General features: G+C 71.4%; 26 protein-coding genes. 17 read left to right on the top strand and 9 right to left on the bottom strand.

Going from position 1 to position 24,977, the window contains the following annotated elements; translation table 11 throughout:
* Positions 1-91: 91 nt before the first annotated feature.
* The 6 genes from ACS5PK_RS14325 to ACS5PK_RS14300 all read left to right on the top strand — a co-directional run bounded on the left by ACS5PK_RS14325 (position 92) and on the right by ACS5PK_RS14300 (position 5,958).
* Positions 92-1,285, top strand: coding sequence for an aromatic amino acid transaminase (locus tag ACS5PK_RS14325; protein ID WP_439440932.1), 1,194 nt, complete (start codon positions 92-94; stop codon positions 1,283-1,285).
* A complete protein-coding gene (locus ACS5PK_RS14320) occupies positions 1,282-2,283 on the top strand; it encodes an alpha/beta hydrolase (RefSeq protein ID WP_439440931.1) in 1,002 nt (333 codons plus the stop codon). Before ACS5PK_RS14325 ends, ACS5PK_RS14320 begins: the two co-directional genes overlap by 4 nt.
* Positions 2,284-2,445: 162 nt before the next feature.
* Entirely contained in the window at positions 2,446-2,676 is a 231-nt protein-coding gene (locus tag ACS5PK_RS14315) for a hypothetical protein (RefSeq protein WP_439440930.1), read from the top strand.
* Between the two features lie 69 nt (positions 2,677-2,745).
* Positions 2,746-4,239 (top strand): D-alanyl-D-alanine carboxypeptidase/D-alanyl-D-alanine endopeptidase, encoded by a 1,494-nt coding sequence (gene dacB / locus ACS5PK_RS14310; protein WP_439440929.1) that lies wholly within the window; start codon positions 2,746-2,748, stop codon positions 4,237-4,239.
* 36 nt (positions 4,240-4,275) lie between these two features.
* Positions 4,276-5,067: a substrate-binding periplasmic protein gene (locus ACS5PK_RS14305; RefSeq protein WP_439440928.1), complete on the top strand. Its 792-nt coding sequence runs from the start codon at positions 4,276-4,278 to the stop codon at positions 5,065-5,067.
* Between the two features lie 81 nt (positions 5,068-5,148).
* A complete protein-coding gene (locus tag ACS5PK_RS14300; RefSeq protein ID WP_439440927.1) occupies positions 5,149-5,958 on the top strand; it encodes a substrate-binding periplasmic protein in 810 nt (269 codons plus the stop codon).
* A 10-nt stretch (positions 5,959-5,968) separates the two neighbouring features.
* On the opposite strand, the gene ACS5PK_RS14295 is transcribed toward ACS5PK_RS14300, so the two are convergent.
* From ACS5PK_RS14295 to ACS5PK_RS14280, 4 genes are read right to left on the bottom strand one after another with little or no spacing between them, the layout of a single operon-like run.
* Positions 5,969-7,021: a S66 peptidase family protein gene (locus ACS5PK_RS14295; protein ID WP_439440926.1), complete on the bottom strand. Its 1,053-nt coding sequence runs from the start codon at positions 7,019-7,021 to the stop codon at positions 5,969-5,971.
* Positions 7,022-7,032: 11 nt separating this feature from the next.
* Entirely contained in the window at positions 7,033-7,656 is a 624-nt protein-coding gene (locus ACS5PK_RS14290; RefSeq protein ID WP_439440925.1) for a M15 family metallopeptidase, read from the bottom strand.
* Positions 7,653-9,296, bottom strand: a complete 1,644-nt coding sequence (locus ACS5PK_RS14285) for an ABC transporter substrate-binding protein (protein WP_439440924.1) — start codon at positions 9,294-9,296, stop codon at positions 7,653-7,655. Before ACS5PK_RS14285 ends, ACS5PK_RS14290 begins: the two co-directional genes overlap by 4 nt.
* Positions 9,297-9,333: 37 nt before the next feature.
* The gene (locus tag ACS5PK_RS14280; protein WP_439440923.1) at positions 9,334-10,329 is read right to left on the bottom strand and encodes a helix-turn-helix domain-containing protein; all 996 of its coding nucleotides are present in this window, start codon (positions 10,327-10,329) and stop codon (positions 9,334-9,336) included.
* A 110-nt stretch (positions 10,330-10,439) separates the two neighbouring features.
* Here ACS5PK_RS14280 and ACS5PK_RS14275 point away from each other — a divergent pair, with 110 nt between their 5' ends.
* The gene (locus ACS5PK_RS14275) at positions 10,440-11,246 is read left to right on the top strand and encodes an MBL fold metallo-hydrolase (protein ID WP_439440922.1); all 807 of its coding nucleotides are present in this window, start codon (positions 10,440-10,442) and stop codon (positions 11,244-11,246) included.
* Here ACS5PK_RS14275 and ACS5PK_RS14270 read toward each other — a convergent pair.
* The 4 genes from ACS5PK_RS14270 to ACS5PK_RS14255 all read right to left on the bottom strand — a co-directional run bounded on the left by ACS5PK_RS14270 (position 11,231) and on the right by ACS5PK_RS14255 (position 15,047).
* Positions 11,231-12,160 carry an agmatinase gene (locus ACS5PK_RS14270; RefSeq protein WP_439440921.1) on the bottom strand — a complete coding sequence of 310 codons (930 nt, stop codon included), beginning with the start codon at positions 12,158-12,160 and terminating at the stop codon, positions 11,231-11,233. The two genes, ACS5PK_RS14275 and ACS5PK_RS14270, sit on opposite strands and share 16 nt — an antisense overlap.
* 90 nt (positions 12,161-12,250) lie before the next feature.
* Positions 12,251-13,162, bottom strand: coding sequence for an ABC transporter permease (locus ACS5PK_RS14265; RefSeq protein ID WP_439440920.1), 912 nt, complete (start codon positions 13,160-13,162; stop codon positions 12,251-12,253).
* A gap of 4 nt (positions 13,163-13,166) precedes the next feature.
* Positions 13,167-14,171 carry an ABC transporter permease subunit gene (locus ACS5PK_RS14260; protein WP_439440919.1) on the bottom strand — a complete coding sequence of 335 codons (1,005 nt, stop codon included), beginning with the start codon at positions 14,169-14,171 and terminating at the stop codon, positions 13,167-13,169.
* Positions 14,172-14,180: 9 nt separating this feature from the next.
* Positions 14,181-15,047: an N-acetylmuramoyl-L-alanine amidase gene (locus tag ACS5PK_RS14255; protein WP_439440918.1), complete on the bottom strand. Its 867-nt coding sequence runs from the start codon at positions 15,045-15,047 to the stop codon at positions 14,181-14,183.
* A 125-nt stretch (positions 15,048-15,172) separates the two neighbouring features.
* Between ACS5PK_RS14255 and ACS5PK_RS14250 the strand changes: the two genes are divergently transcribed.
* From ACS5PK_RS14250 to ACS5PK_RS14220, 7 genes are all read left to right on the top strand, one after another.
* Positions 15,173-17,263: a M13 family metallopeptidase gene (locus ACS5PK_RS14250; protein WP_439440917.1), complete on the top strand. Its 2,091-nt coding sequence runs from the start codon at positions 15,173-15,175 to the stop codon at positions 17,261-17,263.
* A gap of 104 nt (positions 17,264-17,367) precedes the next feature.
* Entirely contained in the window at positions 17,368-17,868 is a 501-nt protein-coding gene (locus tag ACS5PK_RS14245; RefSeq protein WP_439440916.1) for a GNAT family N-acetyltransferase, read from the top strand.
* Positions 17,869-17,880: 12 nt separating this feature from the next.
* On the top strand, positions 17,881-18,510 hold the full coding sequence (locus tag ACS5PK_RS14240; RefSeq protein ID WP_439440915.1) for a LysE family translocator: 630 nt from the start codon (positions 17,881-17,883) through the stop codon (positions 18,508-18,510).
* 146 nt (positions 18,511-18,656) lie between these two features.
* On the top strand, positions 18,657-19,073 hold the full coding sequence (gene yidD, locus ACS5PK_RS14235; RefSeq protein ID WP_439440914.1) for a membrane protein insertion efficiency factor YidD: 417 nt from the start codon (positions 18,657-18,659) through the stop codon (positions 19,071-19,073).
* 30 nt (positions 19,074-19,103) lie between these two features.
* Positions 19,104-19,472 (top strand): DUF5329 family protein, encoded by a 369-nt coding sequence (locus ACS5PK_RS14230; RefSeq protein WP_439440913.1) that lies wholly within the window; start codon positions 19,104-19,106, stop codon positions 19,470-19,472.
* Positions 19,473-19,535: 63 nt separating this feature from the next.
* A complete protein-coding gene (locus tag ACS5PK_RS14225) occupies positions 19,536-20,201 on the top strand; it encodes a DUF4197 domain-containing protein (RefSeq protein ID WP_439440912.1) in 666 nt (221 codons plus the stop codon).
* 118 nt (positions 20,202-20,319) lie between these two features.
* Complete coding sequence (locus ACS5PK_RS14220; RefSeq protein ID WP_439440911.1) at positions 20,320-21,750, top strand: esterase-like activity of phytase family protein; 1,431 nt, start codon at positions 20,320-20,322, stop codon at positions 21,748-21,750.
* Between the two features lie 21 nt (positions 21,751-21,771).
* On the opposite strand, the gene ACS5PK_RS14215 is transcribed toward ACS5PK_RS14220, so the two are convergent.
* Positions 21,772-22,695, bottom strand: coding sequence for an N-acetylmuramic acid 6-phosphate etherase (locus ACS5PK_RS14215; RefSeq protein WP_439440910.1), 924 nt, complete (start codon positions 22,693-22,695; stop codon positions 21,772-21,774).
* 235 nt (positions 22,696-22,930) lie between these two features.
* Between ACS5PK_RS14215 and bufA2 the strand changes: the two genes are divergently transcribed.
* The 3 genes from bufA2 (at position 22,931) to ACS5PK_RS14200 (ending at position 24,916) form a co-directional block, all read left to right on the top strand.
* Positions 22,931-23,191, top strand: coding sequence for a BufA2 family periplasmic bufferin-type metallophore (gene bufA2 / locus ACS5PK_RS14210; RefSeq protein WP_439440909.1), 261 nt, complete (start codon positions 22,931-22,933; stop codon positions 23,189-23,191).
* A 79-nt stretch (positions 23,192-23,270) separates the two neighbouring features.
* A complete protein-coding gene (gene bufB / locus ACS5PK_RS14205; protein ID WP_439440908.1) occupies positions 23,271-24,122 on the top strand; it encodes an MNIO family bufferin maturase in 852 nt (283 codons plus the stop codon).
* Positions 24,119-24,916, top strand: a complete 798-nt coding sequence (locus ACS5PK_RS14200; protein ID WP_439440907.1) for an HvfC/BufC family peptide modification chaperone — start codon at positions 24,119-24,121, stop codon at positions 24,914-24,916. The genes bufB and ACS5PK_RS14200 overlap by 4 nt, the downstream gene beginning before the upstream one ends.
* Positions 24,917-24,977 lie beyond the last annotated feature (61 nt).

Raw genomic sequence — 24,977 nt, 5'->3', positions numbered from 1 at the left:
CGTGGCGGGGCTGGGGTGCGGGCCGCGCGGCCTCTCGCCAGGCCCCGGGCCGCATAATGGCAGGCTGTCTCAGACCCCGGAGTGACTTGCCATGTTCCAACACGTTGACGCCTACGCTGGCGACCCCATCCTCAGCCTGAACGAAGCCTTCCAGAAGGATCCGCGCGCGGGCAAGATCAACCTGTCCATTGGCATCTATTTCGACAACGACGGCCGCATTCCCATGATGGATTCGGTCCGCAAGGCCGAGCTGGCAGTGGTCGAGTCCGCGGGTGCGCGCCCCTACCTGCCCATGGAAGGCCTGGCCGCCTTCCGCAGCGAGGTGCAGGCCCTGCTGTTCGGCCGTGATGCCGAGGTCCTCAAGGCCGGTCGTGTGGCCACCATCCAGAGCGTGGGTTCCAGCGGCGGCCTGAAGGTCGGCGCCGACTTCATCAAGCGCTACTTCCCCGAGAGCGCGATCTACGTCTCCGACCCCACCTGGGACAACCACCGTGCCGTCTTCGAAGGCTCGGGCATCGCGGTCAAGACCTACCCTTACTACGACCCGGTCAGCGGCGGCGTGCGCTTCAACGAGCTGCTGGAGGCCGTGCAGGCCATGCCCGCCAAGAGCGTGGTGCTGCTGCACGCCTGCTGCCACAACCCGACCGGCGTGGACCTCACTCCCGTGCAGTGGGACACCCTGATCCCCCTGCTGAAGCAGCGCGAGCTGCTGCCCTTCCTGGACATCGCCTACCAGGGCTATGGCGAGGGCCTGGAGCAGGACGCCTTCGCCATTCGCGCCATGGCGGACGCGGGCCTGTCCTTCTTCGTGGCCAATAGCTTCTCGAAGAACATGAGCCTCTACGGCGAGCGCTGCGGCGCGCTGTCGGTCGTCTGCCCTGACGCCCAGCAGGCCACGCACGTGCTCGGCCAGCTCAAGGCCACCATCCGTCGCAACTACTCCAACCCGCCCATGCACGGCGGCCAGCTCGTGGCCAAGGTCCTGGGCGACCCGGCCCTGCGCGCCCTGTGGGAAGGCGAGGTCGAGGAGATGCGCGAGCGCATCCTTGCCATGCGCAACGCCCTGCACCAGGTGCTGTCCGCCAAGCTGCCGGGCCGCAACTTCGACTACTTCCTGCACCAGCGCGGCATGTTCAGCTACACGGGCCTGACGCCCGCGCAGGTGGACCGCCTGAAGGACGAGTTCGGCGTCTACCTCGTCCGCTCGGGCCGCATGTGCGTCGCCGGCCTCAACACCAAGAACGTGGAAGCCGTGGCCAACGCCATGGCCGCGGTGCTGGCGTGAGCCGCGCAGGCCGCATCGCCTGGGGCGCCTCGCTGGCGCTGCTGGCCTGCGGCCTGGTTTTTTCCATCGGCCCCCGCAATGGCGAGATCGCCTGGGAGCCCGCCCCCACGAACCCCGTCCAGCTGCCCGAGCAGCTGGAGGCGCTGGAGGCCCAGTTGGCTGCCAGCGAAGCGCGCGTGGGCGGCCTGACGCCGCAGACGGAAAAACGCATCGTCTGGGGCGAGAAGGGCCGCCAGCGTGCGCCCTGGGCGGTCGTCTATCTGCACGGCTTCAGCGCCACGCGGCAGGAGATGGCGCCCGTGCCCGAGCGCCTGGCCCAGGCCCTGGGGGGCAACACTTTCTACACCCGCCTGGCCGGCCATGGCCTGCCCGGCGAGGCCATGGCCCAGGCCAGCCTGGGCCAGTGGAAGGCCGACGCGCTGGAAGCCCTGCAGGTGGGCCAGCGCATCGGCGAGCGCGTGCTGGTGGTGGGGGCCTCGACCGGCGCCACCCTGGCCGCTTGGCTGGCCCAGCGCGAGGAAGCCAAGGACGTGGCCGGCTGGGTACTGGTTTCGCCCAACTTCGGCCCCCGCGACCCCCTGGCCGGCGTCATCAACTGGCCTTGGGGCCGCAGCATCGCCCGGCTGGTGCAGGGCGCCGAGTACCAGGAAGCACCGGCCAACGAGCGCAAGGCGCGCTTCTGGACCCACCGCTACCCCACCGAGGCCCTCTTCCCCATGATGGCCCTGGTCGAGCGCGTGCGCGGCAGCGAGCTGGGCAAGATCCAGGCGCCCACGCTGATGATGATGTCCCCGCGGGACACCGTCATCGACGTCGCCGAGGCCCGCGCGGCCTTCGAGCGCATCGGCAGCCCGCGCAAGCAGCTGATCGAGGTCGACTACAGCGAGTCGCCAGGTCAGCACGTCCTGGCCGGTGACATCGACGCCCCCCGCGCCGTGCAGCCCATGGTCGACCAGATCCGCGACTTCGTCGCCACCCAGGTCGAGCCCCGGCCCTGAGCCCGGGCGCCTGCCCTGCCACCTCCGCCCTGCCACCTCCGCCTTGCCACCTCAACAGGTGACGGTCCCCTGAAACAGGGGGCTTCTGCGCCGCAGATGCGATGGCATTCACGCCCCGTGCGGCGCACACTGGATCCATCACTGAAGCCGTCGAGGTGGACCATGGCACAGCTGATCAAGCCCCGCGGGGCCGCACATCCCGAGACCGGCATGGCCCGCATGGCCCAGCTGGGCCGCAGCGCGATGAACGCCATCGCGAGGCCCCTGAACATCGTCGGTGCCAGCAAGATCGACGGCCTGGAAGTCCAGGACTCCACGCTGGAGGAATGGGAGCAGTGCCAGTCCCAGTTCGAGGACAAGTTCCGCCACGGCGTCTCCGACTACCTGCGCTGACGGTCGCCCACCTCCGCCCCGGGCGGCCTCGCACCATCCGGATGCTGCCCGGGCGCTACATTGCGGTCCATGCACCGCCGCGCTCCCGTCTCACGCCCCCCTCGGTCCCGCCGCCTGGCGCAGGCCGCCCTGCTGGCCTTGAGCTGTGTCGGCTTGATCGCCCCGGCCCAGGCCGCCAGCAAGCTGCCGCCGCCGGTGGCCGCCGCTCTGCAGCGCGCCGGCCTGCCGCCCGAGGCCCTGGCCCTGCGCGCCTTCCCCCTGGATCGACCCCAGGCCGGCTATGCCTGGCAGGCGGACAAGCCCATGGTGCCGGGCTCCGTGGCCAAGCTGCTGACCGCGGCGGTCGCCCTGGACCAACTGGGTCCCAATGCGCGCACCCGGACCGATCTGCTCAGCACGGGCATCCCGCGCGAGGGCGTCCTCGAGACGCCGCTGTACCTGCGCGGCGGCGGTGACGGCGAGCTTGACAGCGCCGCCCTCTGGCAATTGCTGCGGGACCTGCGCCAGTCCGGCGTGCGCGAGCTGCGCGGCGGCCTGGTGCTGGACCGCAGCCTCTTCCTGCCCGAGCGCGAGGACCAGCAGGCCCCGGACTTCGACGAAACGCCCCTCTTCCCCTACAACGTCGTGCCCGATGCCCTGCTGCTGGACGGCGGTGTTCAGCTCCTGGAACTCGCCAGCGGCGCCGAGGGGCCCGTGCAGGCGCGGCTGCCGGCCTGGCCCGAGCTGCCGGTGGACACCAGTGGCCTGAGCCTGGCCGAGGCCCCCTGCCGGCACTGGGATGTGCTGCCCCTGCAGCCGCGCTTCGAGCCGGGGCAGGGGGGCGCCGCGCCGCGCCTGCGACTCAGCGGTCGCTTCCCGGTGGAGTGCCGGGTGAGCCAGGCACTGCAACTGCTCGATCGCCAGTGGCAGCTGGGCGAGACGGTGCGCCAGCTGTGGCAGTCCCTGGGCGGCACCCTCAGCGGCGAGCTGCGCAGCGGCCGTGCGCCCGCCGAGGCTCGCGTGCTGCAGACCCGCTGGGGCCGACCCCTGGCGGAAGTGCTGCGCGGAGCGCTCAAGCGCTCGGACAATGTGCAGCTGCGCCTGGTCTACCTTCGCCTGGGGGAGCAGGCGGCTGCCGCAGTGGCCGGTGACGCGGCCCTGCCCACCCGCGAGCGGGCCGCCCAGGCCGTGCAGCGCTGGCTGACCGCGCACGAGATCGCCGCCCCCGAGCTGGTGCCGGACAACGGGGCCGGCCTCTCGCGCAGCGAGCGTCTGAGCGCCGACACGCTGGCCGCGGTGATCCGCCAGGCGGTCCAGGGGCGCCATGCGCCGGACTGGCTGGCCGGCCTGCCGCTGGCGGGGGTCGACGGCACCCTGTCCCGCCGCTTCCAGGGCTCGCCCGTCCAGGGCCGGGCGCGGCTCAAGACGGGCACCTTGCGCAATGTCGTCTCGCTCGCGGGTCTGGTGCAGGACCGCCGTGGGCGCTCCTGGGTGCTGGTGTTGATGCTCAATGACGAGGCGGCGCTCTGGGTGGGTCGCCCGGCGCTGGACCGGATCGTGGACTGGCTGGCGGGCCAGTCCTGATCCGCAGCCGGCTGCCCTGGCGCTATGCTGGGCGCCATGAAGCCCCTGGTCCTGACACTGAGCCTGACCCTGACCCTTCTCCTGGCCCGACCCAGCGCGGCCGCCGAGCCGCCGCCCCTGCTGCATTTCGGGACGGAGCCCTTTCCGCCCTACGTGATCGAGCGCCAGGGCCGGGCCAGCGGGCCCATGGTGGAGGTGCTGCGCGCCACCTGCGAGCGCCTGGGCTGGCGTTGCGAGCTGAGCCTGCTGCCCTGGCGCCGCGCCCTCGCCGAGGCCGAGGCCGGCCGTCTGGACGGCCTCTTCCCCCTGCTGCAGACCCCTGAGCGCGAACGCCTGTTCCACTTCAGCAGCCCCGTGCTGAATGCCCGCTACGCCCTGTTCAGCCGCAGCGGTCAAAGCTACCGCTACGAGGGACCGGCCAGCCTGGAGGGCCACGAGCTGGGCGTCTACGGGCCCTCGGGCTCGTCCATCGCCCTCCATGAGTTGCTGCAGGATGGCCCCCCCGTCTCCGTGCATGTGGAGCCCGACAACGCCACCGTGCTGCGCAAGCTGGTCCATGGCCGCTATGGCGAACAGGGCCTGGCCTTCGTCAACGAGAGCGTGGCGCTGTGGCTGCTCAAGCAGGAGCAGCTGCAGGGCCTGCAGATGGCTGGCGTGGCGCGCGAGATCAGCTACGGCTTCGGGCTGGTGAAGGCCCGGCTCACCGAGGCTGACTTCCAGCGCTTCGACGAGGCCCTGCAGGCCAACTGCCGCAACGGGCGCAATGCCGCGCTGATCCGCCCCTATGCGCTGCCGGCCTCGGCCTGTGTGGTGCGCATGCCGCGTTGAGGCGCGGCCCCGGGCCTGCCCGGCTGGATGCGCGCCCCGCAGGCCCTATGCTTGGCACCTCATCCTGGGAGACTGCACCCCATGCCCATGACGCCGCGGCCCGCCCCCGCCCGCCCTCGCGGCCGCCGCGCGGCCTGGCGCCTGCTGTGCGGTGCGGCCCTGCTCCTGTGGCCGGTGCTGCAGGCGGCAGCCGGCCCTAGGCGTCTCTTCCTGACCGAACCCTTCCCGCCCTACACCTACGAGCGTGCCGGGCAGCCCGCCGGCCCCATGGTGGACGTGCTCAACAAGGTCTGCGAGCAACTGGCCTGGCGTTGCGAGGTCCAGGTGATGCCCTGGCGCCGCGCCCTGGCACTGGCGGAGCAGGGCGAGGCCCACGGCCTCTTCACCGTCGTCGACGCGCCGGAGCGGCGCAGGTACTTCGCGCTTTCGCCGGCCGTGGTGCAGGCGCGCTACACCCTGTTCGGCCGCCAGGGCGAGAGCCTGCAGTACAAGGGGCCTGCCTCGCTGGAGGGCCGCACCGTGGCCGCCTACGGGCCCTCGGGCACCTCGCTGATGCTGGAGGAGTTGAGCCAGGGCCTCAAGGTCCAGCTGATGATGGAGCGTGACAACCTCACCGTGCTGCGCCTGCTGCATGCCGGGCGCTACGGCGCTCAGGGCCTGGTCCTGATGAACGAGGCCGTGGCCTTGTGGCTCAGCGCTCAGAACGAGATGCCGCCCCTGCAGGCCGTGGGCGCGGTCAAGCAGTTCGGCTACCACTTCGGCCTGAGCCGCCAGCGCATGAGTGCGGCCGACCACCAGCGCTTCCAGCGCAGCCTGCAGCAGCTGTGCCGCAGCGGGCGCATGGCCGAGCTGCTGCAGCCCTACGCCCTGCCGGCGGCGCCCTGCAACTGAGCGCCGATGCTCAAGTCACTGCGGGCGCGAGGAGGCGCAGGGTGCAGGCGTCCGCGTCGATCTCGGCCTCGGCTCCGATGGGCAGCGTGAACTTGCGCGGGATGTGGCCGATCATCGCGCCGCGATAGACCGGCACGCCCAGGGCGCCGAAGTAGTCCTCGAAGACCTCGTCCAGCGTCAGCGTGCCGTAGTTGCCGTCGCCGGGCTCGCACTTGGTGAACTGGCCCAGCACCACGCCCGCCAGCGAACGCAAGGCGCCGGCCAGACGCAGGGTGGCCAGCATGCGGTCCACGCGGTAGATGTACTCGTTGATGTCTTCCAGGAAGAGGATCGCGCCGTCGAAATCCGGCCAGTAGGCCGAGCCCGCCATGGCGCTGAGCACGGCCAGGTTGCCGCCCACCAGGCGCCCGCGGGCGCGCCCGCTGCGCACCGTCCAGGCGCGGTCGTGGGCCTGGACCAGGTCCCCGCCGGCCTCGCCGCCGGGATTGCGCAGCAGCGGGGCCTCGCCCTCCATCACCAGCGCACGGAAGTGCCGGGTGGTGAAGGCCGTCCAGGTGGAGCCGGCGAAGGGCGCGTGGAAGGTGATCAGCCCGGTCCGGCGCTGGATGGCGTTGATCAGACAGGTCACGTCGGAAAAGCCGCCGAAGAACTTGGGATGCTGGCGGATCAGGCCGTAGTCCAGACGGTCCACGATGCGCGCGCAGCCCGAGCCGCCAGTGAGGGCCAGCAGACCGGCGATGCCGTCGTCGGCGAAGAAGCGGTGGATGTCCTCGGCGCGTTCAGCATCGCTGCCGCCGAACTGGCCACGGCGAGACAGCGCATGCGCACCCAGCTGCACCTTCAGCCCCAGGGCCTGCAGGGCCTCGATGGCCAGCGCCACGGGTTCGCGCTCGAAACTGGCATTGGCGGGGCTGATCAGGCCGATGGCGTCCCCGGGGCGCAGGCGGCGCGGCCGCAGCGCGGGCAGGCGCTCCGCCGTCATGGGGACGGCGCCGGCCGCGGTGCCCAGGGCGCCCAGCGGGGCGGCGGCGGGCAAGGTCTGCAGGAAATGGCGGCGGTCCATGCGGGGCTCCTTCACAGCACGCGGGGCAGGGTGGCGCGTGCCTGCTCGCGGTCACCGAACTCGAAGTGCCACCACTCGGTGGCGATGGTGTGGAAGCCCCCGGCGCGCATTGCCGCGCGCAGCCAGCCGCGGTGCACCAGCTGCTGCGCCGTCAGCAGGCCCTGGGCCAGGTGCTCGGCCTCGTGGTCGGGATGGGACAGCAGGCACATCTCGTCGAAGCCCGAACCCATGTCCAGCTCCTGGCCCTGCTCGTCCAGCAGGCCGACGTCCAGCGCCACACCGAATGAATGCAGGGAGCCGGCCTCGGGGTGGGCCAGGTACAGGGTCAGCGGCGTGCCGGCCAGCTCGGCGTACAGGGCCTCCTGCACCCGCTGCGGGCGCAGGGCATCGAAGACGCGAATCTGCCACTGCGGCCGCTGCCGTTGTAGCCACCGCGCTGCGCGCTGCAGGCCATCGGCTGCGTCCTTGCGCAGGTAGGCACAGTCCAGCGGGCCGTAGACGTCGCGGCTGACGAAGTTGTCCGGCGTGGCGTAGCGCAGGTCCAGGTCGATCTCCGGCATGCCACGCAGCGATTGGAAGTCGGGGTGCGTGGCGAGGTCCTCGCAGGCAATCATGGGTATCGGGGGAGCTGTCATTCGCGCCAGACCTTCTCGAACTCGACCCCGCCATTGGGGTTGATCACAAAGCCCTTCACGTCCGCGCGCACCGGCAGGTACAGCGTGGAATGCGCGAAGGGAATCCAGGGCCGCTCGCGCTTGAAGATGCGCTGGGCCTCGACGTACAGCGCGGCGCGCCGGGCGGGGTCCGGCGTGGCGCGGGCGGTGTCGATCAGGCGCTCGAACTCGGCATGGCAGAACTTCACGCCGCTGCGGTTGGCCGCGCAGCTGAGGTTGGGGGTGAGGAACTCGTCGGCATCGCCGCTCTCGCCGCTCCAGCCGCTCATGTAGACGTCGTGCTCGCCCTTGTTGGCGCGCTTGAGGTACTCGCCCCACTCATAGGTCTTGATGGTGGCGCGCACGCCGATGCGCGCCCAGTCCTGCTGGATCATCTGGGCCAGCAGCAGGCCGTTGGGATTGGTGGGCCGCGCGATGGGCAGGGCCCAGAGGTCGATGGCAAAGCCCTGCGGGAAGCCCGCCTCGGCCAGCAGGCGCCGGGCACGCTCGGGGTCGTGCTCGTTGCGCAGGCTCTTGTCGAAGCCGGGGATGGCGGGCGGGAAGGCGCTGGTGGCCGGCGTGGCGTCGCCGCGCGGGAACAGTACTTTGAAGAGGGCGGGGCGGTCGATGGCGATGTCCAGGGCCTCGCGCACCGCGCGGACGTTGGTGGGCGCACGCGCCAGGTTGAAGCTCAGATAGCTGATGTTGAGGGCCTGGACCTGCAGCAGCTGGATGTCGGCCCGTTTGGCGAGCACGGGCACGTCGATGTCGCGTGCCGGAGCGCTGACCTGGCATTCGCCGGCCAGCAGCTTCTGGATGCGCACATTGGGCTCGCGCGCGATGCTGAAGATCAGCTTGGGTGTGCGCACCGGCCCGGCCCAGTAGCTGGGGTTGGCCTCCAGGCGCAGCACGTCGTCCTTGGCATAGCTGCGAAAGGCGAAGGGGCCGGTGCCGACGGGTGCGTTGTTGAGCTTGTGGGGCTCGCCGCGCTGCAGCAGCTGCTGCGCGTATTCCGCCGAATGGATGCCTGCGAAGGGCATGGCGAACCAGCTGAGGAAGACGACGTTGGGCTCGCGCAGCGTGAAGCGCACGGTGTGCTCGTCCAGCTTCTCCAGCTTCTGCACCAGCTTCGCCAGACCCAGGTTGTTGGGGTAGATGAAGTTGCCGGGCAGGGCCTTGTTGAAAGGATGGGCCGGGTCCAGGAAGCGGCCGAAGGTGAAGAGCACGTCGTCGGCATTGAACTCGCGCGAAGGCGTGAACCAGGGCCGCGTGTGGAAGCGCACGCCGCGGCGCAGCTCGAAGGTGAAGACCCGCGCGTCCTCCGACACCGTCCAGCGCTGCGCCAGGCGCGGCACCAGGGCCGTGCCGCCGCGCTCGAAGCCCAGCAGGCCCTGGAAGAGCTGGCGCACCGCATTGTTGGTGCTGCTGCTGTCCCACAGGCCCGGGTCGAAGCCTTCGGGGCTGGCCTCGCTGCAGTAGACGATGGGCTTGCCCGCAGGCAGCGCCGCCGGGGCCGAAGCGGCAGCGGCCGCCGTCAGCAGCAGCAGTGGGCCGAACAGCAGGGACAGACCATGACGGGACATCAGCTCAGGGGCGCGTGGCAGGTGGGAGCGGGCTGCCATTGTGAGCGCTGCGCGTGACAGGTCCAAGCGAGGGGGCTCATGCGCGGGCGCCCGCAGGCGAGGGCAGGCGGGTGTGGCGGCGGCGGAACTCGCCAGGCGTGCAGGCCAGCAGGGCCTGGAAGCTGCGGTGCAGCCCGGCCTCGTTGGCATAGCCGAGCTGCTCGGCAACGGTTTTCACGGGCAGGGTGGATTCGCACAGCAGCTCCGCCGCCTGGCGCAGCTTGAGCAGGCGCAGCCACTGGCCGGCGGGCAGGCCAGTCTGCGCCGGCAGCCAGCGGCTGAGGCTGCGCACCGACAGGCCCAGCGCCTGCGCCGCCGCCGCCAGCGACAGCGCCTGCGCCGGCTGCCGCTGCGCGAAGACGATCAGGCGGCGCAGGGCCTCGTCGGACTGGCCCATCAGTTCCACGGGGCGGAAGACCGCGGGCCACTGCTGCGGGCGTGGCAGCATCAGCACGGCCTCGATGTCGCGCAGCGCCGCGGGCTCCAGCTGCTCGGCCAGTGCCTGCAGCATCAAAGGCAGGTAGCCGTGGGGGCCGGCGGCGGTGCGCAGGGGGCCGCTGGACACCAGCAGCTCGTCGAAGCGCCAGTGCACCAGCGGAAAGCGGGCGCTCAGGCCGGGCTTGAGCCACCAGGTGGCGGTGGCATCCCGGCCATCCAGCCGTCCGGCGGCCGCCAGCAGGGCGACGCCGGCGCAATAGCTCCACAGCGGCTGGCTCTTGGGCAGCCGGCGCAGGGCCTGCACCAGGGGATCGAGAGTGGCCAACTGGCGCGCCAGGGACTGAGGCGAGTCGGTCCACAGGCCGGGCAGCAGCCAGGCCTCGCAGCGGGCGTCGGCCAGGGCGGCGTCGGCGGCCAGCGTGGGGCCCTGCCAGGTCTTGACGGGGTGCCCATCCAGGCTGACCCAGTGCAGGCGGAAGGCTTCGCAGCCCGCGCGCAGATTGGCCGCTCGGGCCAGGTCCGCGGCGGCAAAGAGTCCGGCGGGCATGCAGCCTTCGAAGAGCAGCAGCCCCAGGGTCAGCGGCGGGCCGGGCATGGTGTGGCTTGAATCGGCAGGAAATTGGCGGATTGCGCCATTGTGGGTCCGAGGCCGGCTTTGAACAATCCATCCCACGACCACTCCCGGCGCCTTGCGCGAGCCCTGCCATGAACATCACCCAGATCCGCAATGCCACCGTGCTGCTGGAGTTTCACGTCGGCGGCCACGACATCGCACTGCTGGTGGACCCCATGCTGGCTGAGGCCGGCACTCTGCCCAGCCTGCGCTACCTGGGCGGCACGCGGCGGCGCAATCCCCTGGTGCCCCTGCCCGACGCGGCCGGGCCGGCGCTGGAGCGCGCCTCCCATGCGTTGATCACGCATTGCCAGAAGGGCCACTTCGACCACCTGGACCGCGCGGGCCGACGCTATCTGCGCGAGCGCAGCCTGCCCGTGGTCTGCATGCCGGACGACGCCCCCTGGCTGGCGGCCCGCGGCCTGCAGGCGCAGCCCCTGGCAGGCCTGCAGCGCCAGCCCTTCCTGGGCGGCAGCATTACGCCCATCCCCTGCCTGCACGGCCGCGGCTGGGTGGGGCGGCTGATGGCGCATGGCGCGGGCTACCTGATCGAGATGCCCGGCGAGCCCAGCGTCTATGTGGCGGGCGATACCGTGCTGCACGCGCCGGTGCGGCACTGCCTGTCGGTGCTGAGGCCGGACGTCGCCGTGCTGCCTGCCGGCGGCGCCCGCTTCGACCTGGGCGGCGAGATCCTGATGGACGCGGCCGAGGTGGCCGAAGCCGGGCGGCTGTTTGCCGGCCAGTTGGTGGTCAACCACCTGGAGGCCCTGGATCACTGCCCGGTGAGCCGCGAGGACGTGCGGCGGGAGGCCGCCGGACTGGGCGATCGGCTGTGGGTGCCGCGGGACGGTGAGTCGCGCCGCTACGAGATCCCGGCTGACCTTCAGCGCGCGGCCTGAGCCAGGCGGCCGCAGAGGTAGGTCCAGACGAACTGCGCGGCGGCGTAGCTGGTGAGCTCGGCGTGGTCGTAGGGCGGCGCCACTTCCACGCAGTCCATGCCCACCCAGGGCAGGCCGGCCAGTTCCTCGAGGATGCTCAGCACCTGGTTGCTGCTCATGCCCCCCGGCTCGGGCGTGCCGGTGCCGGGGGCGAAGGCGGGGTCCAGGCAGTCGATGTCCAGGCTGAGGTAGACCGGCGGATGGCCCAGGGCCGCCATGCGCTCGTGGATACCGCCCAGCACGCCGGCCAGCTGGGCCGGGCTCTCCAGGCCGCGCAGGCTGCGGGCGTCGTAGATCAGGCCGCCCTGCTCGCGCACATAGTCACGGGCCTCGCGCTGGCCGGCCGAGCGGATGCCCAGCTGCATCATGCCCTGCGGCATCACCAGGCCCTCCTGCAGGGCCTCGTAGACCCAGGTGCCATGGCCGCTGGGCTCGCCGAAATGGTCTTCCCAGGTGTCGCAGTGGGCGTCGAAGTGCAGGCAGGCCAGGGGCCGGCCCAGCTGGGCGCGGTAGGCCCGCAGCAGGGGCAGGGTGATGCTGTGGTCCCCGCCAAGCCAGACCATGTGCTGCTGCGCGATCAGCGGTGCGATCAGCGGCATCATCGCGGCGCGCATGCCCTCCAGGCTGGTGTTGGGCAGGGGCAGGTCGCCGTGGTCCTGGAGATGCCCGTCCGGCGTGGTGTCGAAGAAGGGGTGGATGCCGTCGCACAGCATGTGGCTGGCTTCGCGGATGGCGCGTGGGCCGAAGCGGGCGCCAGGGCGGTTGGTCACGCAGCCGTCCCAGGCGATGCCGGCCAGGCCGAAGGGCCGGCTGCCTGGTGCGGCGGGCGGCTGCTTCATGAAGCTGGTGTGGCTGAGGAAGGCGAACTGCGTCATGGCGTTGGCAGGAGAGGGGAGGGCGGGGCCATCTTGACCGAAGTCGGTGCCTGCGTCACCTCGTGCATGCGCCGAGGCAGGAGGCCGGGCTCAGCCGCGTCGCAGCTTGGGGTCCAGCGCGTCCCGCAGGCCGTCGCCGACGAGGTTGACGCTCAGCACTGTCAGTAGGATGGCCAGGCCTGGCAGGCTCAGCACCCAGGGTGCGCGCTGCAGGGCGTCGCGCGCGGTGGCCAGCATGCCGCCCCACTCGGGCGTGGGTGCCTGCACCCCCAGGCCCAGGAAGCCCAGGCCGGCGGCCTCCAGGATGGCCGAGGAGAAGGCCAGCGTGGCCTGCACGATCAGCGGCGCCGCGCAGTTGGGCAGCACGGTGCGGAACATCAGGTGCCAGGACGAGGCCCCGGCGGCGCGGGCCGCCTGCACATAGTCCCGCGACTTCTCGGCCAGCGCGGCGGCCCGCGCCAGGCGCGTGCTGCCCGGCAGGGCGCCGATGGCGATGGCGATCACGGTGTTCATCAGGCCCGGGCCCAGGATGGTGATCACGCAGATGGCCAGCAGCAGACCCGGCAGCGCCAGGAGCACGTCCATGCTGCGCATCACCAGGGGCGAGAGCCAGCGCTCATGGAAGGCCGCCAGCAGGCCCAGCACGATGCCCGGCACCAGCGCGAGCACCACCGAGGCCAGGCCCAGGCCCAGCGAGACCCGCGCGCCGTGCAGCAGGCGCGAGAGCAGGTCGCGGCCCAGCTCGTCGGTGCCCAGCGGGAAGCGGGCCAGGCCGCCGTCCATCCACAGCGGCGGCTGCAGCAGGTGGTCGCGGTACTGCTGCAGGGGGTCGTGCGGCGAAAGCCAGGGCGCCAGCAGCGCGGCCAGGGCCACCAGGCCGAACACGATCAGCGCCGCCAGGGCCCCGCGCTGGGCGGCAAAGCGGTCCCAGGCCGCGCGTGCGGGGCTGCGGCCCCGCGGTGGGCGTGGGGTCAGGTCTTGAGTGGGGGAGGCCTGGATCATGGCTTCAGCGCGCACGCATCCGCGGGTTGACGACGCCGTAGAGCAGGTCCACCGCCAGGTTCACCGCCATGAAGGTCAGGGCGGAGATCAGGATGCCTGCCTGCACCACGGGGTAGTCCCGCCGGCCGATGGCGTCGATCAGCCATTTGCCCACGCCGGGCCAGGAGAAGATGGTCTCGGTGAGCACCGCGCCGGCCAGCAGGCTGCCGGTCTGCAGGCCCACCACGGTCAGCACCGGCACCAGGGCATTGCGCAGGGCATGGCCCAGCACCACGCGGGCCGTGGAGAGGCCCTTGGCGCGAGCGGTGCGGATGTAGTCCTCCTGCAGCACCTCCAGCATGCTGGAGCGCGTCATGCGGGCGATCACCGCGGTGCTGGAGGTGCCCAGCACCAGGGCCGGCAGCAGCAGGTGAAGCAGGGCCGAGCGCCAGGCGCCGGGCTCGGGGTGCAGGGCGGCGTCGATGAGCATGAAGCCCGTCACGCGGGCGACCTCGTACTCGACGGCGATGCGCCCCGTCACCGGCGTCCAGGCCAGGCCCACGGAGAAGGTCATGATGAGGATCAGGCCCCACCAGAACACCGGCATGGAGTAGCCCAGCGTGGCCAGCCCCATCACCCCCTGGTCCAGCCAGGAGCCGCGCCTGAGGCTGGCCGCCAGGCCCAGGGCCAGGCCCAGCACCAGGGCCAGCAGCAGGGCGGCCGCGGCCAGCTCCACCGTGGCGGGGAAGAGGGCCAGGAACTCCTGCGCCACCGGCTCGTGGCTGACCAGGCTTCGCCCGAGGTCGCCCTGCAGCAGCTGCAGCAGGTAGCGGCCGTACTGCACGGGCCAGGGCGCGTCCAGCCCCAGCTGGTGCAGCAGCTGGGCATGCGTGGCCGCGTCCAGGGCGCGCTCGCCCATCATCACCTCCACCGGATCGCCCGGCACGAGGCGGATCAGGCCGAAGGAGACCAGGCTCACGCCCAGCAGGGTGGGCAGCAGGGTCAGCAGGCGGCGCAGCAGGGCAGGCATGGGCAGGCTTCAGCGCGGCAGGCTGCCGTCCTTCATGCGCAGGCCGTCGCGGCGGGTGACGACGTCCAGCAGGGCGGCGGTCTCGGCATCGGCCTCGCCGTCGTGGCGATCGGGGCGGTACTTCATCTGGAAGGCGGCCAGCACCTTGCGGGTCTCGATGTCCCAGAGGCCGCTCTGCGCGAGGCCGAAGCCGTGCTGGGCCAGCTTCTGCTGGAACCAGGCGGCCTCGGGCAGGGCCTGCTCGTACTGCGGTCGCAGGCTGGCCGCCAGGGCCTCGTCCGGCCAGGGGATGAGGCCGGCGGCCCACAGCTGCTTCCATGGGAAGGCGGGGCCGGGGTCCTGCTTGCTCAGCGGCTGCACATCGCTGTGCCCCAGGATGCGGTCGGGGCGGATGCGGTGGCGGGCGACGATGTCCTGGCACAGGCGGATCACCTCGTCGATCTGGGCCTGCGGGTAGGGGGCGTAGCGCGGGCCGTCGGGGGTGTCCACGCGGCCGGGGTTGACGATCTCGATGCCGATGGAGGCCGCGTTGACATTGCCCCAGCTCTTCCAGCGGCTCAGGCCTGCATGCCAGGCGCGGCGGGACTCGTCCACCAGGCGGTAGGTGCGCACGGGTTCGTCGCGCACCAGGTAGTGGGCCGAGACCTCGCCGCCGCCGGGATTGGGCTGGGTGAGGGTCTTGAGCGCGCTCTCGAAATTGCCCACCGTGTAGTGCAGGATCAGCAGCTGGGCGCGGCTGTCCTGGTTGCTGGAGGGGAAGCTGTCGTCGATCTGCAGGCCGCGCGGGCCGGTGGCGCATGCGCCCAGCAGCAGGCAGGCCAGCAGGGGCAGGGAACGGGTGGCGTGGGTGAAGCGGGTGAAGTGGGCGGCACTCATCGGCCCGCATTGTTGCAGCTTGTGCATTGGGGAAAGGCCCGATCCCCGACGGGGCCCTGACGAGCGGCAGGGAGCGGGTCCTGGCGCCACAATGCGGGCCTTCACGAAGACACGCTTTCCAGACCATGAAGACTGCCCGCAAGACCGCCTGGCGCCTCAGCGCCCTGGGCACCGCCCTCGCCCTGGCCAGCCTCGCCCATGCGCAGGACGCCAAGCCCGCCGAACAGCCGCTGCAGAGCCTGCCCTACACGCCCAGCCTGGACCTCTCGGCCATGGACCGCACGGTGGATCCCTGCGAGGACCTCTACCAGTACGCCTGCGGCGGCTGGAACAAGAACAACCCCATCCCGGACGACCAGGCCCGCTGGTCCGTCTATGCCAAGGCGGCCAATGACAACCAGCGCTACCTCTGGGGCATCCTGGAGAAGCTGGCCCAGCCCGCAGCGCCCGGCGAGACCCGCAGCGAGTCCCAGACCAAGATCGGCGACTACTTCGCCGCCTGCATGGACGAGGCCGCCGTCGCGAAGAACGGCCTGGCCGCGCTCAAGCCGCTGATGCGCCGCATCGAAGGCCTGAAGGACAAGTCCGAGCTGCCCTTCGTGCTGGCCGCCCTGCACCAGAACACCCACAACAACCGCCTCTTCTTCAGCTTCGGCTCCGGCCAGGACTTCGCGGACAGCACGCGCCAGATCGCTTTCGCGGCCACGGGCGGCCTGAGCCTGCCCGAGCGCGACTACTACCTCAAGACCGATGCCAAGAGCCGCGAGCTGCGCGCCAAGTTCCAGGCCCATGTGGCCCGCGTCTTCGAGCTGCTGGGCGACGCCGCGCCCAAGGCCGCGGCCAACGCGCGCCTGGTGCTGGCGGTCGAGACCGCGCTGGCGCGGGCCTCGCTGAGCGTGGTCGACAAGCGCGACCCCTACAAGAGCTTCCACCGCTACACGGACAAGCAGCTGCAGGCACTGATCCCCGACTTCGACTTCGCTGCCTACCAGAGCGCGCAAGACCTGGCCCCGCAGCAGGAGTTCAACGTCACCGAGCCCGCCTTCTACAAGGCCCTGGGCCAGCAGTGGAAGCGCCTGCCGGTGGCCGACATCCGCACGATGCTGCGCTGGCAGTTGGCCAGCAGCATGGCGCCCTACCTGGGCCCGGACTTCGTCGACGCGAACTTCGACTTCTTCTCCAAGACCCTGCGCGGTGTGCCCAAGCAGCAGGCGCGCTGGAAGCAGTGCGTGACCCTGGTCGACGGTCAACTGGGCGAGGCCCTGGGCCAGGAATTCGTGGCCCGCAACTTCAGCCCCGAGCTCAAGGCCGCCACCATCCGCATGACGGAGCAAATCGAGGCCGAGATGGGCAAGGCCATCCAGGCCCTGCCCTGGATGAGCGAAGAGACCAAGCAGCGCGCCATGGAGAAGCTGCACAGCATCGTCAACAAGGTCGGCTACCCCGACCAGTGGCGTGACTACGGCCGCTATGCGGTGCTGCGCGAGGACTTCGTGGGCAATGTGATGCGCGGCCAGGCCTTCGAGCGCCGCCGCGATCTGGGCAAGATCGGCCAGCCCCTGGACCGTGGCGAGTGGGGCATGACGCCGCAGACGGTGAACGCCTACTACAACGCCCAGATGAACGACATCAACTTCCCCGCCGGCGTGCTGCAGCCCCCGCTGTATGACGCCCGCATGGACGATGCGCCCAACTACGGCAACACCGGCGGCACCATCGGCCACGAGCTGGTCCACGGCTTCGATGACGAAGGCCGGCAGTTCGACGCCAAGGGCAACCTCAAGGACTGGTGGACCAAGAAGGACGCCAAGGCCTTCGAGCAGCGCGCCGCCTGCGTCTCCAAGCAGTACGCCCAGTACAAGGTCATCGACGACATCAAGATCAACAGCAAGCTGACCCTGGGCGAAGACCTGGCCGACCTCGGCGGCCTGGTCCTGGCCTGGGCCGCCTGGCAGACCCAGATCGCGGGCAAGCAGCTGCCCACGGTCGACGGCCTGACGCCGGAGCAGCGCTTCTTCGTGGGCTTCGCCCAGTGGGACTGCAGCGACACCCGGCCCGAGGCCGCCCGTGTGCATGCCGCCACCGACCCGCACTCGCCGGGCCGCTACCGCATCAACGGCGTGGCGGTGAACATGCCCGAGTTCGAGAAGGCCTTCGCCTGCAAGCCGGGCCAGGCCATGGTCAAGCCGGCCGCGGAGCGCTGCAAGGTCTGGTAAGCCGGACCTGAGGCGAGGAGAGGGCTGCTTCGGCAGCCCTTTTTTACGCCTGACGTGACCCTAGGCATGCGGGCGGGCGGCTGGACTCTGGCAAGCTGGCAGCCATGACGACCCTCCTGCTGCGCACCGGCCAGGCGGGCGATGCGGCCGCCATCAGCGCCCTCATTGTCGAACTCGCGCCGGCCTTCTTTCTATCGCCTGACGGTGCGGGCACCGAGCCCTTCCTGGCCTCCGTGTCCGCGTCCGCCGAGGCCGGCTACCTGGCCGACCCCCGCTTCCGCTTCTGGCTGCTGGAGGCCGACGGCGGCGCGCTGGCCGGCTTCATCGCCAGCCGTGACACCAGCCATCTCTTCCACCTGTTCGTGGCGCCGGCCTGGCAAGGCCAGGGCCTGTCCCGGCGCCTGTGGCAGGTCCTCCAGGACGGGGCAAGCCAGGCCGGGCACCGCGGGCCCTTCACCGTCAATGCCTCGCTGCCCGCGATGCCGGTCTACGCGCGCTTTGGCTTTGTCGCCGAAGGCCCGGTGCAGCAGGTCCACGGCGTAGCCTTCCAGCCCATGCGCCATCCCGGCCGAGCGGAGTGCGATGATGCCGGCCTTGCGCGCTGAGCTCTGCCGTCCATGCCCTCCTTCGACACCCTGCTGGCCTTCCTGGCCACCGCCCTGGTCCTGGGTTTCACGCCCGGGCCTGACAACCTCTTCGTGCTGATGCAGTCCGCCACTCAGGGCCGGCGGGCCGGCCTGGTCGTGGTGCTGGGCCTGTGCACGGGCATCGTGGTGCACACGGCGGCCGTGGCCCTGGGCCTGGCGGCGCTGCTGGCGGCCTCGCCCCTGGCCTTCACGCTGATGAAGGCGGCCGGCGCGGCCTACCTGCTCTACCTGGCCTGGGGCGCCTGGCGGGCACCCGCCGCCGCGCTGCCGGGTGCGGCGCAGGCCCCCGCGCAAGCCTTGTCGGCGCTGTACCGGCGCGGCATCGTGATGAACCTCAGCAATCCCAAGGTGCTGCTCTTCTTCTTCGCCCTGCTGCCGCAGTTCGTGGCCGCCGAGCGCGGCCCCGTGGCCCTGCAGCTGGCGGTGCTGGGCGCCGTCTTCATCCTGGCGACCCTGATCGCCTTCGGCAGCATCGCCTGGGCCGCCGGCCTGCTGGGCGAGCGTCTGCGCCGTTCGCCGGGCCTGCAGCGCGGGCTCAACCGCTGCGCGGCGCTGGTGTTCGCCGGCCTGGCCCTGCGCCTGGCCACCGTCCAGCGCTGATCCTCTGCCCATGCTGCAGATCCCATCGCTCCAGCCCTTTGGCTCACTCGATGCCCTGAGCCTGCGGCTGCCTGGCCTCCGGGGGCTCAAGGGCACCGCCGTCGATCTGCACGGTGCCCTCGATGTCTTCGTGCACGGTTGAGCCCATGCGCCCACTGCTGCTGGCCCTGATCCGCCTCTACCAGCGCCATCTCTCGCCGCGCAAGGGCTACGGCTGTGCCTACCGCCTGCATTGCGGCGGCGCGGGCTGTTCGGGCCTGGGCTTTCGTGCCATCCGCTGGAAGGGCAGCTGGACGGGGCTGTGGCTGCTGCGCGAGCGCCTGGCGCGCTGTGCGGCGGTGCATGCGCAGGCGCATCCGCAGCCCCGTTCGCAGCACCGTCCGCCGGCCCTGCAGCGCGGCGACTGCGACTGCGACTGCGGCGGCTGCGACCTGCCCGGCGCAGGTGGCGGTGATGCCTGTGACCTGGGCGACACCTGCGACTGCTGCGATGCCTGCGATGTCTTCGAGCGCAAGTCCCGCCGCGAGCAGCGCCGCAGGGCCTTCCGCGGGCGCTTCTCCTGAGCACGGTGCGCCATGCGCGATGATGGCGGCATGAAGATCGCCTACACCCTGCTCCTTCTGCTGAGCCTGGGCACCGCCCAGGCCGCGCCCACCGCGCCTGCCGTGCGCACCGAGATCCTCAGCCTGCTGCAGCGCCTGCAGGACTCCGGCTGCGAGTTCAACCGCAACGGCAACTGGTACAGCGGTGCCGAGGCCCGCAGCCACCTGCTCAAGAAGCTGGACTACCTGGAGTCGCACGACGCCAGTCTCAAGCGCAGCGAAGACTTCATTCAGCAGGCCGCCAGCAGCAGCAGCATGAGCGGCAAGCCCTACCTCGTGCGCTGCGCCGCGGCCGCGCCGGTCGAGAGCAAGGCCTGGCTGAGCCAGGAGCTGCTCAAGCTGCGCGCAGGCAAGACCTGACCCCACCGAGCGAGGCCGGGCCATGCGCAGTAGCATGGGCCCCTGCACCGAAGGAGTTGCCCCATGCTGAACCGCCGCGCCGTCCTGATCGCCTCGCCTCTGGCACTGTCCCTGCCCGCCTGGGCCCTGGGGGAGAGCGAGGCCGCCACCGGCATCCGAGCCGCCCTGGAGCGGGGCGCGCAGGCTGCGGTGGCCCAGTTGGGGCGCAAGGACGGCTTCCTGGGTGATGAGCGCGTGCGCATCGAGCTGCCGGACTCGCTCAAAGGCGCCGCCCGCCTGCTCAAGGCCACCGGCCAGGGCCACAAGCTGGACGAGCTGCTGACGGCCATGAACCGCGCCGCCGAGGCCGCCGTGCCCGAGGCGCGCGTGCTGCTGGTCAATGCCGCCCGGAACATGAGCGTGGAAGACGCGCTGAAGATCGTGAAGGGCGGAGACGATTCCGTCACCCAGTTCTTCGCCGCCAAGACCCGCGCGCCCCTGACCGAACGTTTCCTGCCCATCGTGACTCGCGCGACCGAGAAGCAGGCCCTGGCCGACAAGTACAACGCCGTGGCCGGCAAGGCCGCCGGCCTGGGCCTGGTGAAGCAGGACGACGCCAACATCCAGCAGTACGTCACCCGCCGCGCCCTGGACGGGCTCTTCCTCATGATCGGCGAGGAAGAGCGGCAGATCCGCCGCGACCCGGTGGGCACGGGATCGGCCCTGCTCAAGAAGGTCTTCGGCGGCTGACCGGGCCCGGGCGGGTTGACCCTGTCCCGTGAACACGGGGGATGCCCGGCGCTGCGCTTCACGGCGCTGTCACCGGGCTTCACAAAGATGCCGGGCTGGTCCTGCCTGGAGTCTTGCCATGTCCCGTCCTCTGCCCATTCCCTCCTCCCGCGCCCTGGTCCTGAGCCTGAGCCTGGCCCTGCCCGCCGCCGCCACGGCCGCGCCGCTGCTGGCCGTCGGCTCGCTGTCGGGCCTGCATGACAAGTCCGGCCTCACCGGCACCCTGGAGAACGGCCTGCCCGCCGATGTGCTGGGCGGCATGGGCTCGGCCCTGGCCTGGGCCGGCGGCAGCACCTTCATCGCCCTGCCGGACCGCGGCCCCAATGCCACCGTCTACAACCCGGCCGTGGACAACACCGCCTCCTACATCAGCCGCTTCCACACCCTGCAGATGGACCTGAAGGCCTCGGCCGGCGGCGCCTTGCCCTTCACGCTGACACCCACGCTGCAGCGCACCACCCTGCTGTCCAGCCCCACGGCGCTGAACTACGGTTCGGGCGCGGCCTACGGCCTGCCCAACGGTGCCCCGGCCCAGAACACGGCCACGCGCCAGTACTTCACCGGCCGCTCGGACGGCTTCGACCCGGCCAAGTCCTCACTGAACCCGGACAACGCCCGCCTGGACCCCGAAGGCGCGCGCGTCTCCAACGACGGCAAGAGCGTCTTCATCAGCGATGAATACGGCCCCTACGTCTACCAGTTCGACCGCGCCACGGGCCAGCGCCTGCGCAGCTACGCCCTGCCGGCCGAGCTGGGTGTGAAGGTGCTGGGCACCACCACGGCCGCCGAGGACAAGCCCGTCAACAGCAGCGGCCGCGTGGCCAACAAGGGCATGGAGGGCCTGGCCCTGACGCCCGACGGCAAGACCCTGGTCGGTGTGATGCAGGCCCCGCTTCTGCAGGACAGCAACAAGGTCATCCGCATCGTCACCATCGACGTGGCCAGTGGCACGACCCGCCAGTACGCCTACCAGCTCACCGAGGGCAGCGGCGTCAGCGAGATCCTGGCCCTCAACGACCACGAGTTCATCCTGGACGAGCGTGACGGCGCCGGCCTGGGCGACGGCAGCGCCGCCAAGACCAAGAAGCTGTTCAAGATCGACCTGGCCGGCGCCACGGACATCAGTGGCAGGAAGGGCGACCTGCGCAGCTTCGCCGTGAAGAAGAGCCTCTTTCTGGACGTCGCGGCCACGCTGATCGGTGCTGGCGTCGGCATCACGGCCGAGACCGTGCCCGCCAAGATCGAGGGCCTCAGCTGGGGCGAGGACCTGGTCTGGAAGGGCCAGCTGCTGCACACGCTGTGGGTGGCCAATGACAACGACTTCCTGCCCGAGGTGGCTGGCACCAACAACTTCTACGTCTTCGGCATCAGCGACGCGGACCTCAAGGGCTCGGTCTACCAGCCCCAGGGCCTCAAGACCGTGCCCGAGCCCGCCTCCCTGGCCCTGGCGCTGAGCACCCTGCTGCTGATGGGCGGCGTGGTCCGGCGGCAGCGTGGCCAGGGCCGCTGAACGCGCGGTTGTGACAGGGGGTCAGGTCTTGCCTGCAAGCGCGGCCTGGTCCTCCTGAATCCCCGCAGCCTCCAGCGCCCGCCGCAGATGGCCCTCGCAGCGGGCCAGCAGCGCGCGGGCGTCGGCGGCCCCCAGGCCGGCGCGCAGCATCAGGATCGTCGGCTTGAGCTCGCCTTCGCAGACCTGCAGCGCGGCCTGCGCGGCGTCGGGCGTGGCCCGCCCCAGGCGCTCGGCCAGGGCCAGGGCGCGGCGGCGCAGCTTGGCATTGGCGGCCCGCATGTCCACCATCCAGCAGCCATGCACCCGGTGCAGGCCCACCATCAGGGCGCTGGAGAGGGTGTTGAGCGCGATCTTCTGTGCCGTGCCCGCCTTGAGTCGCGTGCTGCCGGCGATCAGCTCGGGGCCGGTGTCCAGCAGGATGCCGAGGTCCGCCTGCGCCAGCAGGGGGGTGCCGGCGTTGTTGGCGATGCCCAGGCTCAGGGCGCCGGCCTCGCGTGCCGCGGCCACGGCACCCAGCACATAGGGCGTGCTGCCCGAGGCGGCCAGGGCGATCACCACATCGTCCGTCGTGGGGGCCAGGGCCTGCAGCTCGCGGCGGCCTGCGGCCTCGTCGTCCTCGGCGCCTTCCATGGCCTCGAACATGGCCCGCGGGCCGCCCGCCATCAGACCCAGGGCGCGCTCGCGCGGCCAGCTGAAGGTGGGCGTCAGCACCACGCTGTCCAGCACGCCCAGGCGACCCGAGCTGCCGGCGCCGACATAGACCAGCCGACCGCCCCGGCGCAGGCGGGGCAGGGCGGCCTCCACCGCGGCCAGCAGCTGCGGCCGGGCGGCCTGCACGGCGGCCAGGGCCTGCTGCTGGTCGTCCACGAGCCAGGCCAGCAGCTGGGGTGTCGGGCACAGGTCCAGGGCGGGGGCCTGGGGAGGCGGGCTTTCGGTGTTCAGCATCGCGTTCTCCGGCAGCGTGCCGCTACTTTAGGCCGTCTGGACCTTGCGCAGCGCGGCGCGCGGCGTGCCGGCCGCGCCGGGGCGCAGTGAGGCCCGCTTGTTACATCTTTTTCGGCGGCGGGGGTGTAAGTTCGCGGAGCCGTGCGCGACAGACCCGCAGATCCATCGCGAACGGCCCCGGCCGCCGCGCCGGGTCTCCTACCCATCTCAACACAGAGCAACTCAGGAGAATCACATGCAACAAAGCCTCAAGACCGGCCTGTCCGTCGCCGCCGCCGCCGCCGCCCTGTTCGCCGCCGCCACGCTGCCCGCGCAGGCCGCTGCGCCTGCAGACGACGGCATGGTGAAGTGCGCCGGCGTCAACAGCTGCAAGGGCACGTCCGAGTGCAAGACGGCCAAGAACGACTGCAAGGGCCACAACAGCTGCAAGGGCCAGGGCTGGGTCAAGAAGTCCGAAGCCGAGTGCAAGAAGGCCGGCGGCACCGTCCAGAAGTAAGCCCTCGTCCGCACTGACGGGGTCGGTGCGGCCGCCTGCGGTCAGGGGCGGCGGCCGGCCCTGTCCACCGAATACCTCCATGAATTCACGCCCCGTCGAAGGCTTCGGCCTGGGCTTGCGCGTCGAGCACTACCAGGCCCTCTGCGAGCCCCTGGACCCGGCGCTGCGTCCGCAGTGGCTGGAGATCATTTCCGAGAACTACCTGGTGCCGGGCGGCAAGCCCCTGCACCACCTGGAACGCCTGCGCCGCGACTACCCCGTGGTGATGCATGGCGTGTCCCTGTCCATCGGCAGTGCCGATCCGCTGGACCGCAGCTACCTTCACGCGCTGCGCGCCCTGGCCGATCGCATCGAGCCGGGCTGGGTGTCCGACCACCTCTGCTGGGGCGGCGTGGACCACCGCCGCCTGCACGACCTGCTGCCCCTGCCCTACACCGAGGCCACGCTGCGCCACCTGCTGCCGCGCATCGACGAGGTCCAGACCCTGCTGGGCCGGCCCCTGGTGCTGGAGAACGTCTCCAGCTATGTGCGCTATGCCCAGGACGAAATGGGCGAGGCCGCCTTCATCGCCGAGCTGCTCAGGCGCAGCGGCGCGATGCTGCTGCTGGACGTCAACAACGTCTACGTCTCCAGCCGCAACCACGGCTTCGATGCGCGCGCCTTCATCGACGCCCTGCCTGCCGACCGCATCCGCCAGATCCACCTGGCCGGCCACGAGGACCAGGGCGACCTGCTCATCGATACCCACGACCACCCCGTCTGCGATGCCGTCTGGCAGCTCTATGCCTACACCCTGCAGCGCCTGGGCCCCCTGCCCACCATGATCGAGCGCGACGACCACATCCCGCCGCTGCCCGAGCTGCTGCAGGAGCTGGACCTGGCGCGGCAGCTTGCACGCCGCGTGCTGGCCGGCTGGCAGGAGGCCGCATGAGCGCGCCGCTGCTGGCCACCCAGCGCCAGATGCAGGCCCTGCTGCTGGACGCGTCGCCCGCCGAGGCCGGAGGCCTGCTGGAAGCGGCCTCGGCGCGCGGCCTGGCCGTCTACCGCCATGCCTACCGCGCCCGGCTGATCGCCGCCCTGCGGGACAACTACCCCGTGCTGGCCCAGGTGATGGGCGACGAAGACTTTGACGCCCTGGCCGCCGCCTATGTGCAGGCCCGGCCCTCCGCCTTCGCCTCCATTCGCTGGTACGGCGACGCCCTGTCCGACTTCATGGCCACTGAGACGGCGCCGGCCCACCCCGCCTTCATCGACGTCGCCCGCATGGACTGGGCCCTGCGCGGCGTCTTCGATGCGGCCGAGGACGAGGCGCTGGCCTTCGAAACCCTGCAACAACTGGCCCCGCAGGACTGGCCAGCCCTGCGCCTGCAGCCCCGCGCCAGCGCCTGCTGCCTGCCGCTGGCCTGGGCCGTGGAGCCTGCCTGGGCCGTGCTGGCCCGCCATGCGCAGCAGCGGGAGGACGGTGAGGCGGCGGACGAGCCCGAGCTGCCCGCCCCCGAGCCTCTGGATCACCGGCTGCTGGCCTGGCGCCCGCAACTGGAGACGCGCTGGCGCTCGCTGGAGGCCGAGGAGGGCGCGCTGGTCGCCGCCGTGTTCGAGGGCGCCGACTGGACCCGCCTGGGCGAGCTTGCTGCTGCGCAATGGGGCGAGGCCGAGGCCGCTGCGCGGCTGGTGGGCTGCCTGCAGCAGTGGGTGCAGGAGGGGTGGTTGCGGGCGCTGGCGTGATCGCCAAATAGCCGAGGCCTGGCAGAGGGCTTGCCTCGTGGGCATGATGCAGACCTTTGAT

The organism is Roseateles sp. DB2 (assembly GCF_051857535.1).
Classification (GTDB): domain Bacteria; phylum Pseudomonadota; class Gammaproteobacteria; order Burkholderiales; family Burkholderiaceae_C; genus Roseateles_B.
Note: the sequence above shows the minus strand (reverse complement) of the source record. Positions and strands in the feature narration are given on the sequence as shown.

Coding starts and splice junctions, on each gene's coding strand:
- ACS5PK_RS14215 (WP_439440910.1), bottom strand. CDS start 22,695: ATGCTGAACACCGAAAGCCCGCCTCCCCAGGCCCCCGCCCTGGACCTG.
- dacB (WP_439440929.1), top strand. CDS start 2,746: ATGCACCGCCGCGCTCCCGTCTCACGCCCCCCTCGGTCCCGCCGCCTG.
- ACS5PK_RS14260 (WP_439440919.1), bottom strand. CDS start 14,171: ATGCCTGCCCTGCTGCGCCGCCTGCTGACCCTGCTGCCCACCCTGCTG.
- ACS5PK_RS14220 (WP_439440911.1), top strand. CDS start 20,320: ATGTCCCGTCCTCTGCCCATTCCCTCCTCCCGCGCCCTGGTCCTGAGC.
- ACS5PK_RS14240 (WP_439440915.1), top strand. CDS start 17,881: ATGCCCTCCTTCGACACCCTGCTGGCCTTCCTGGCCACCGCCCTGGTC.
- yidD (WP_439440914.1), top strand. CDS start 18,657: ATGCGCCCACTGCTGCTGGCCCTGATCCGCCTCTACCAGCGCCATCTC.
- ACS5PK_RS14305 (WP_439440928.1), top strand. CDS start 4,276: ATGAAGCCCCTGGTCCTGACACTGAGCCTGACCCTGACCCTTCTCCTG.
- ACS5PK_RS14295 (WP_439440926.1), bottom strand. CDS start 7,021: ATGGACCGCCGCCATTTCCTGCAGACCTTGCCCGCCGCCGCCCCGCTG.
- ACS5PK_RS14230 (WP_439440913.1), top strand. CDS start 19,104: ATGAAGATCGCCTACACCCTGCTCCTTCTGCTGAGCCTGGGCACCGCC.
- ACS5PK_RS14265 (WP_439440920.1), bottom strand. CDS start 13,162: ATGATCCAGGCCTCCCCCACTCAAGACCTGACCCCACGCCCACCGCGG.
- ACS5PK_RS14255 (WP_439440918.1), bottom strand. CDS start 15,047: ATGAGTGCCGCCCACTTCACCCGCTTCACCCACGCCACCCGTTCCCTG.
- ACS5PK_RS14300 (WP_439440927.1), top strand. CDS start 5,149: ATGCCCATGACGCCGCGGCCCGCCCCCGCCCGCCCTCGCGGCCGCCGC.
- ACS5PK_RS14325 (WP_439440932.1), top strand. CDS start 92: ATGTTCCAACACGTTGACGCCTACGCTGGCGACCCCATCCTCAGCCTG.
- bufB (WP_439440908.1), top strand. CDS start 23,271: ATGAATTCACGCCCCGTCGAAGGCTTCGGCCTGGGCTTGCGCGTCGAG.
- ACS5PK_RS14275 (WP_439440922.1), top strand. CDS start 10,440: ATGAACATCACCCAGATCCGCAATGCCACCGTGCTGCTGGAGTTTCAC.
- ACS5PK_RS14315 (WP_439440930.1), top strand. CDS start 2,446: ATGGCACAGCTGATCAAGCCCCGCGGGGCCGCACATCCCGAGACCGGC.
- ACS5PK_RS14225 (WP_439440912.1), top strand. CDS start 19,536: ATGCTGAACCGCCGCGCCGTCCTGATCGCCTCGCCTCTGGCACTGTCC.
- ACS5PK_RS14270 (WP_439440921.1), bottom strand. CDS start 12,160: ATGACGCAGTTCGCCTTCCTCAGCCACACCAGCTTCATGAAGCAGCCG.
- bufA2 (WP_439440909.1), top strand. CDS start 22,931: ATGCAACAAAGCCTCAAGACCGGCCTGTCCGTCGCCGCCGCCGCCGCC.
- ACS5PK_RS14250 (WP_439440917.1), top strand. CDS start 15,173: ATGAAGACTGCCCGCAAGACCGCCTGGCGCCTCAGCGCCCTGGGCACC.
- ACS5PK_RS14280 (WP_439440923.1), bottom strand. CDS start 10,329: ATGCCCGGCCCGCCGCTGACCCTGGGGCTGCTGCTCTTCGAAGGCTGC.
- ACS5PK_RS14245 (WP_439440916.1), top strand. CDS start 17,368: ATGACGACCCTCCTGCTGCGCACCGGCCAGGCGGGCGATGCGGCCGCC.
- ACS5PK_RS14290 (WP_439440925.1), bottom strand. CDS start 7,656: ATGACAGCTCCCCCGATACCCATGATTGCCTGCGAGGACCTCGCCACG.
- ACS5PK_RS14200 (WP_439440907.1), top strand. CDS start 24,119: ATGAGCGCGCCGCTGCTGGCCACCCAGCGCCAGATGCAGGCCCTGCTG.
- ACS5PK_RS14285 (WP_439440924.1), bottom strand. CDS start 9,296: ATGGCAGCCCGCTCCCACCTGCCACGCGCCCCTGAGCTGATGTCCCGT.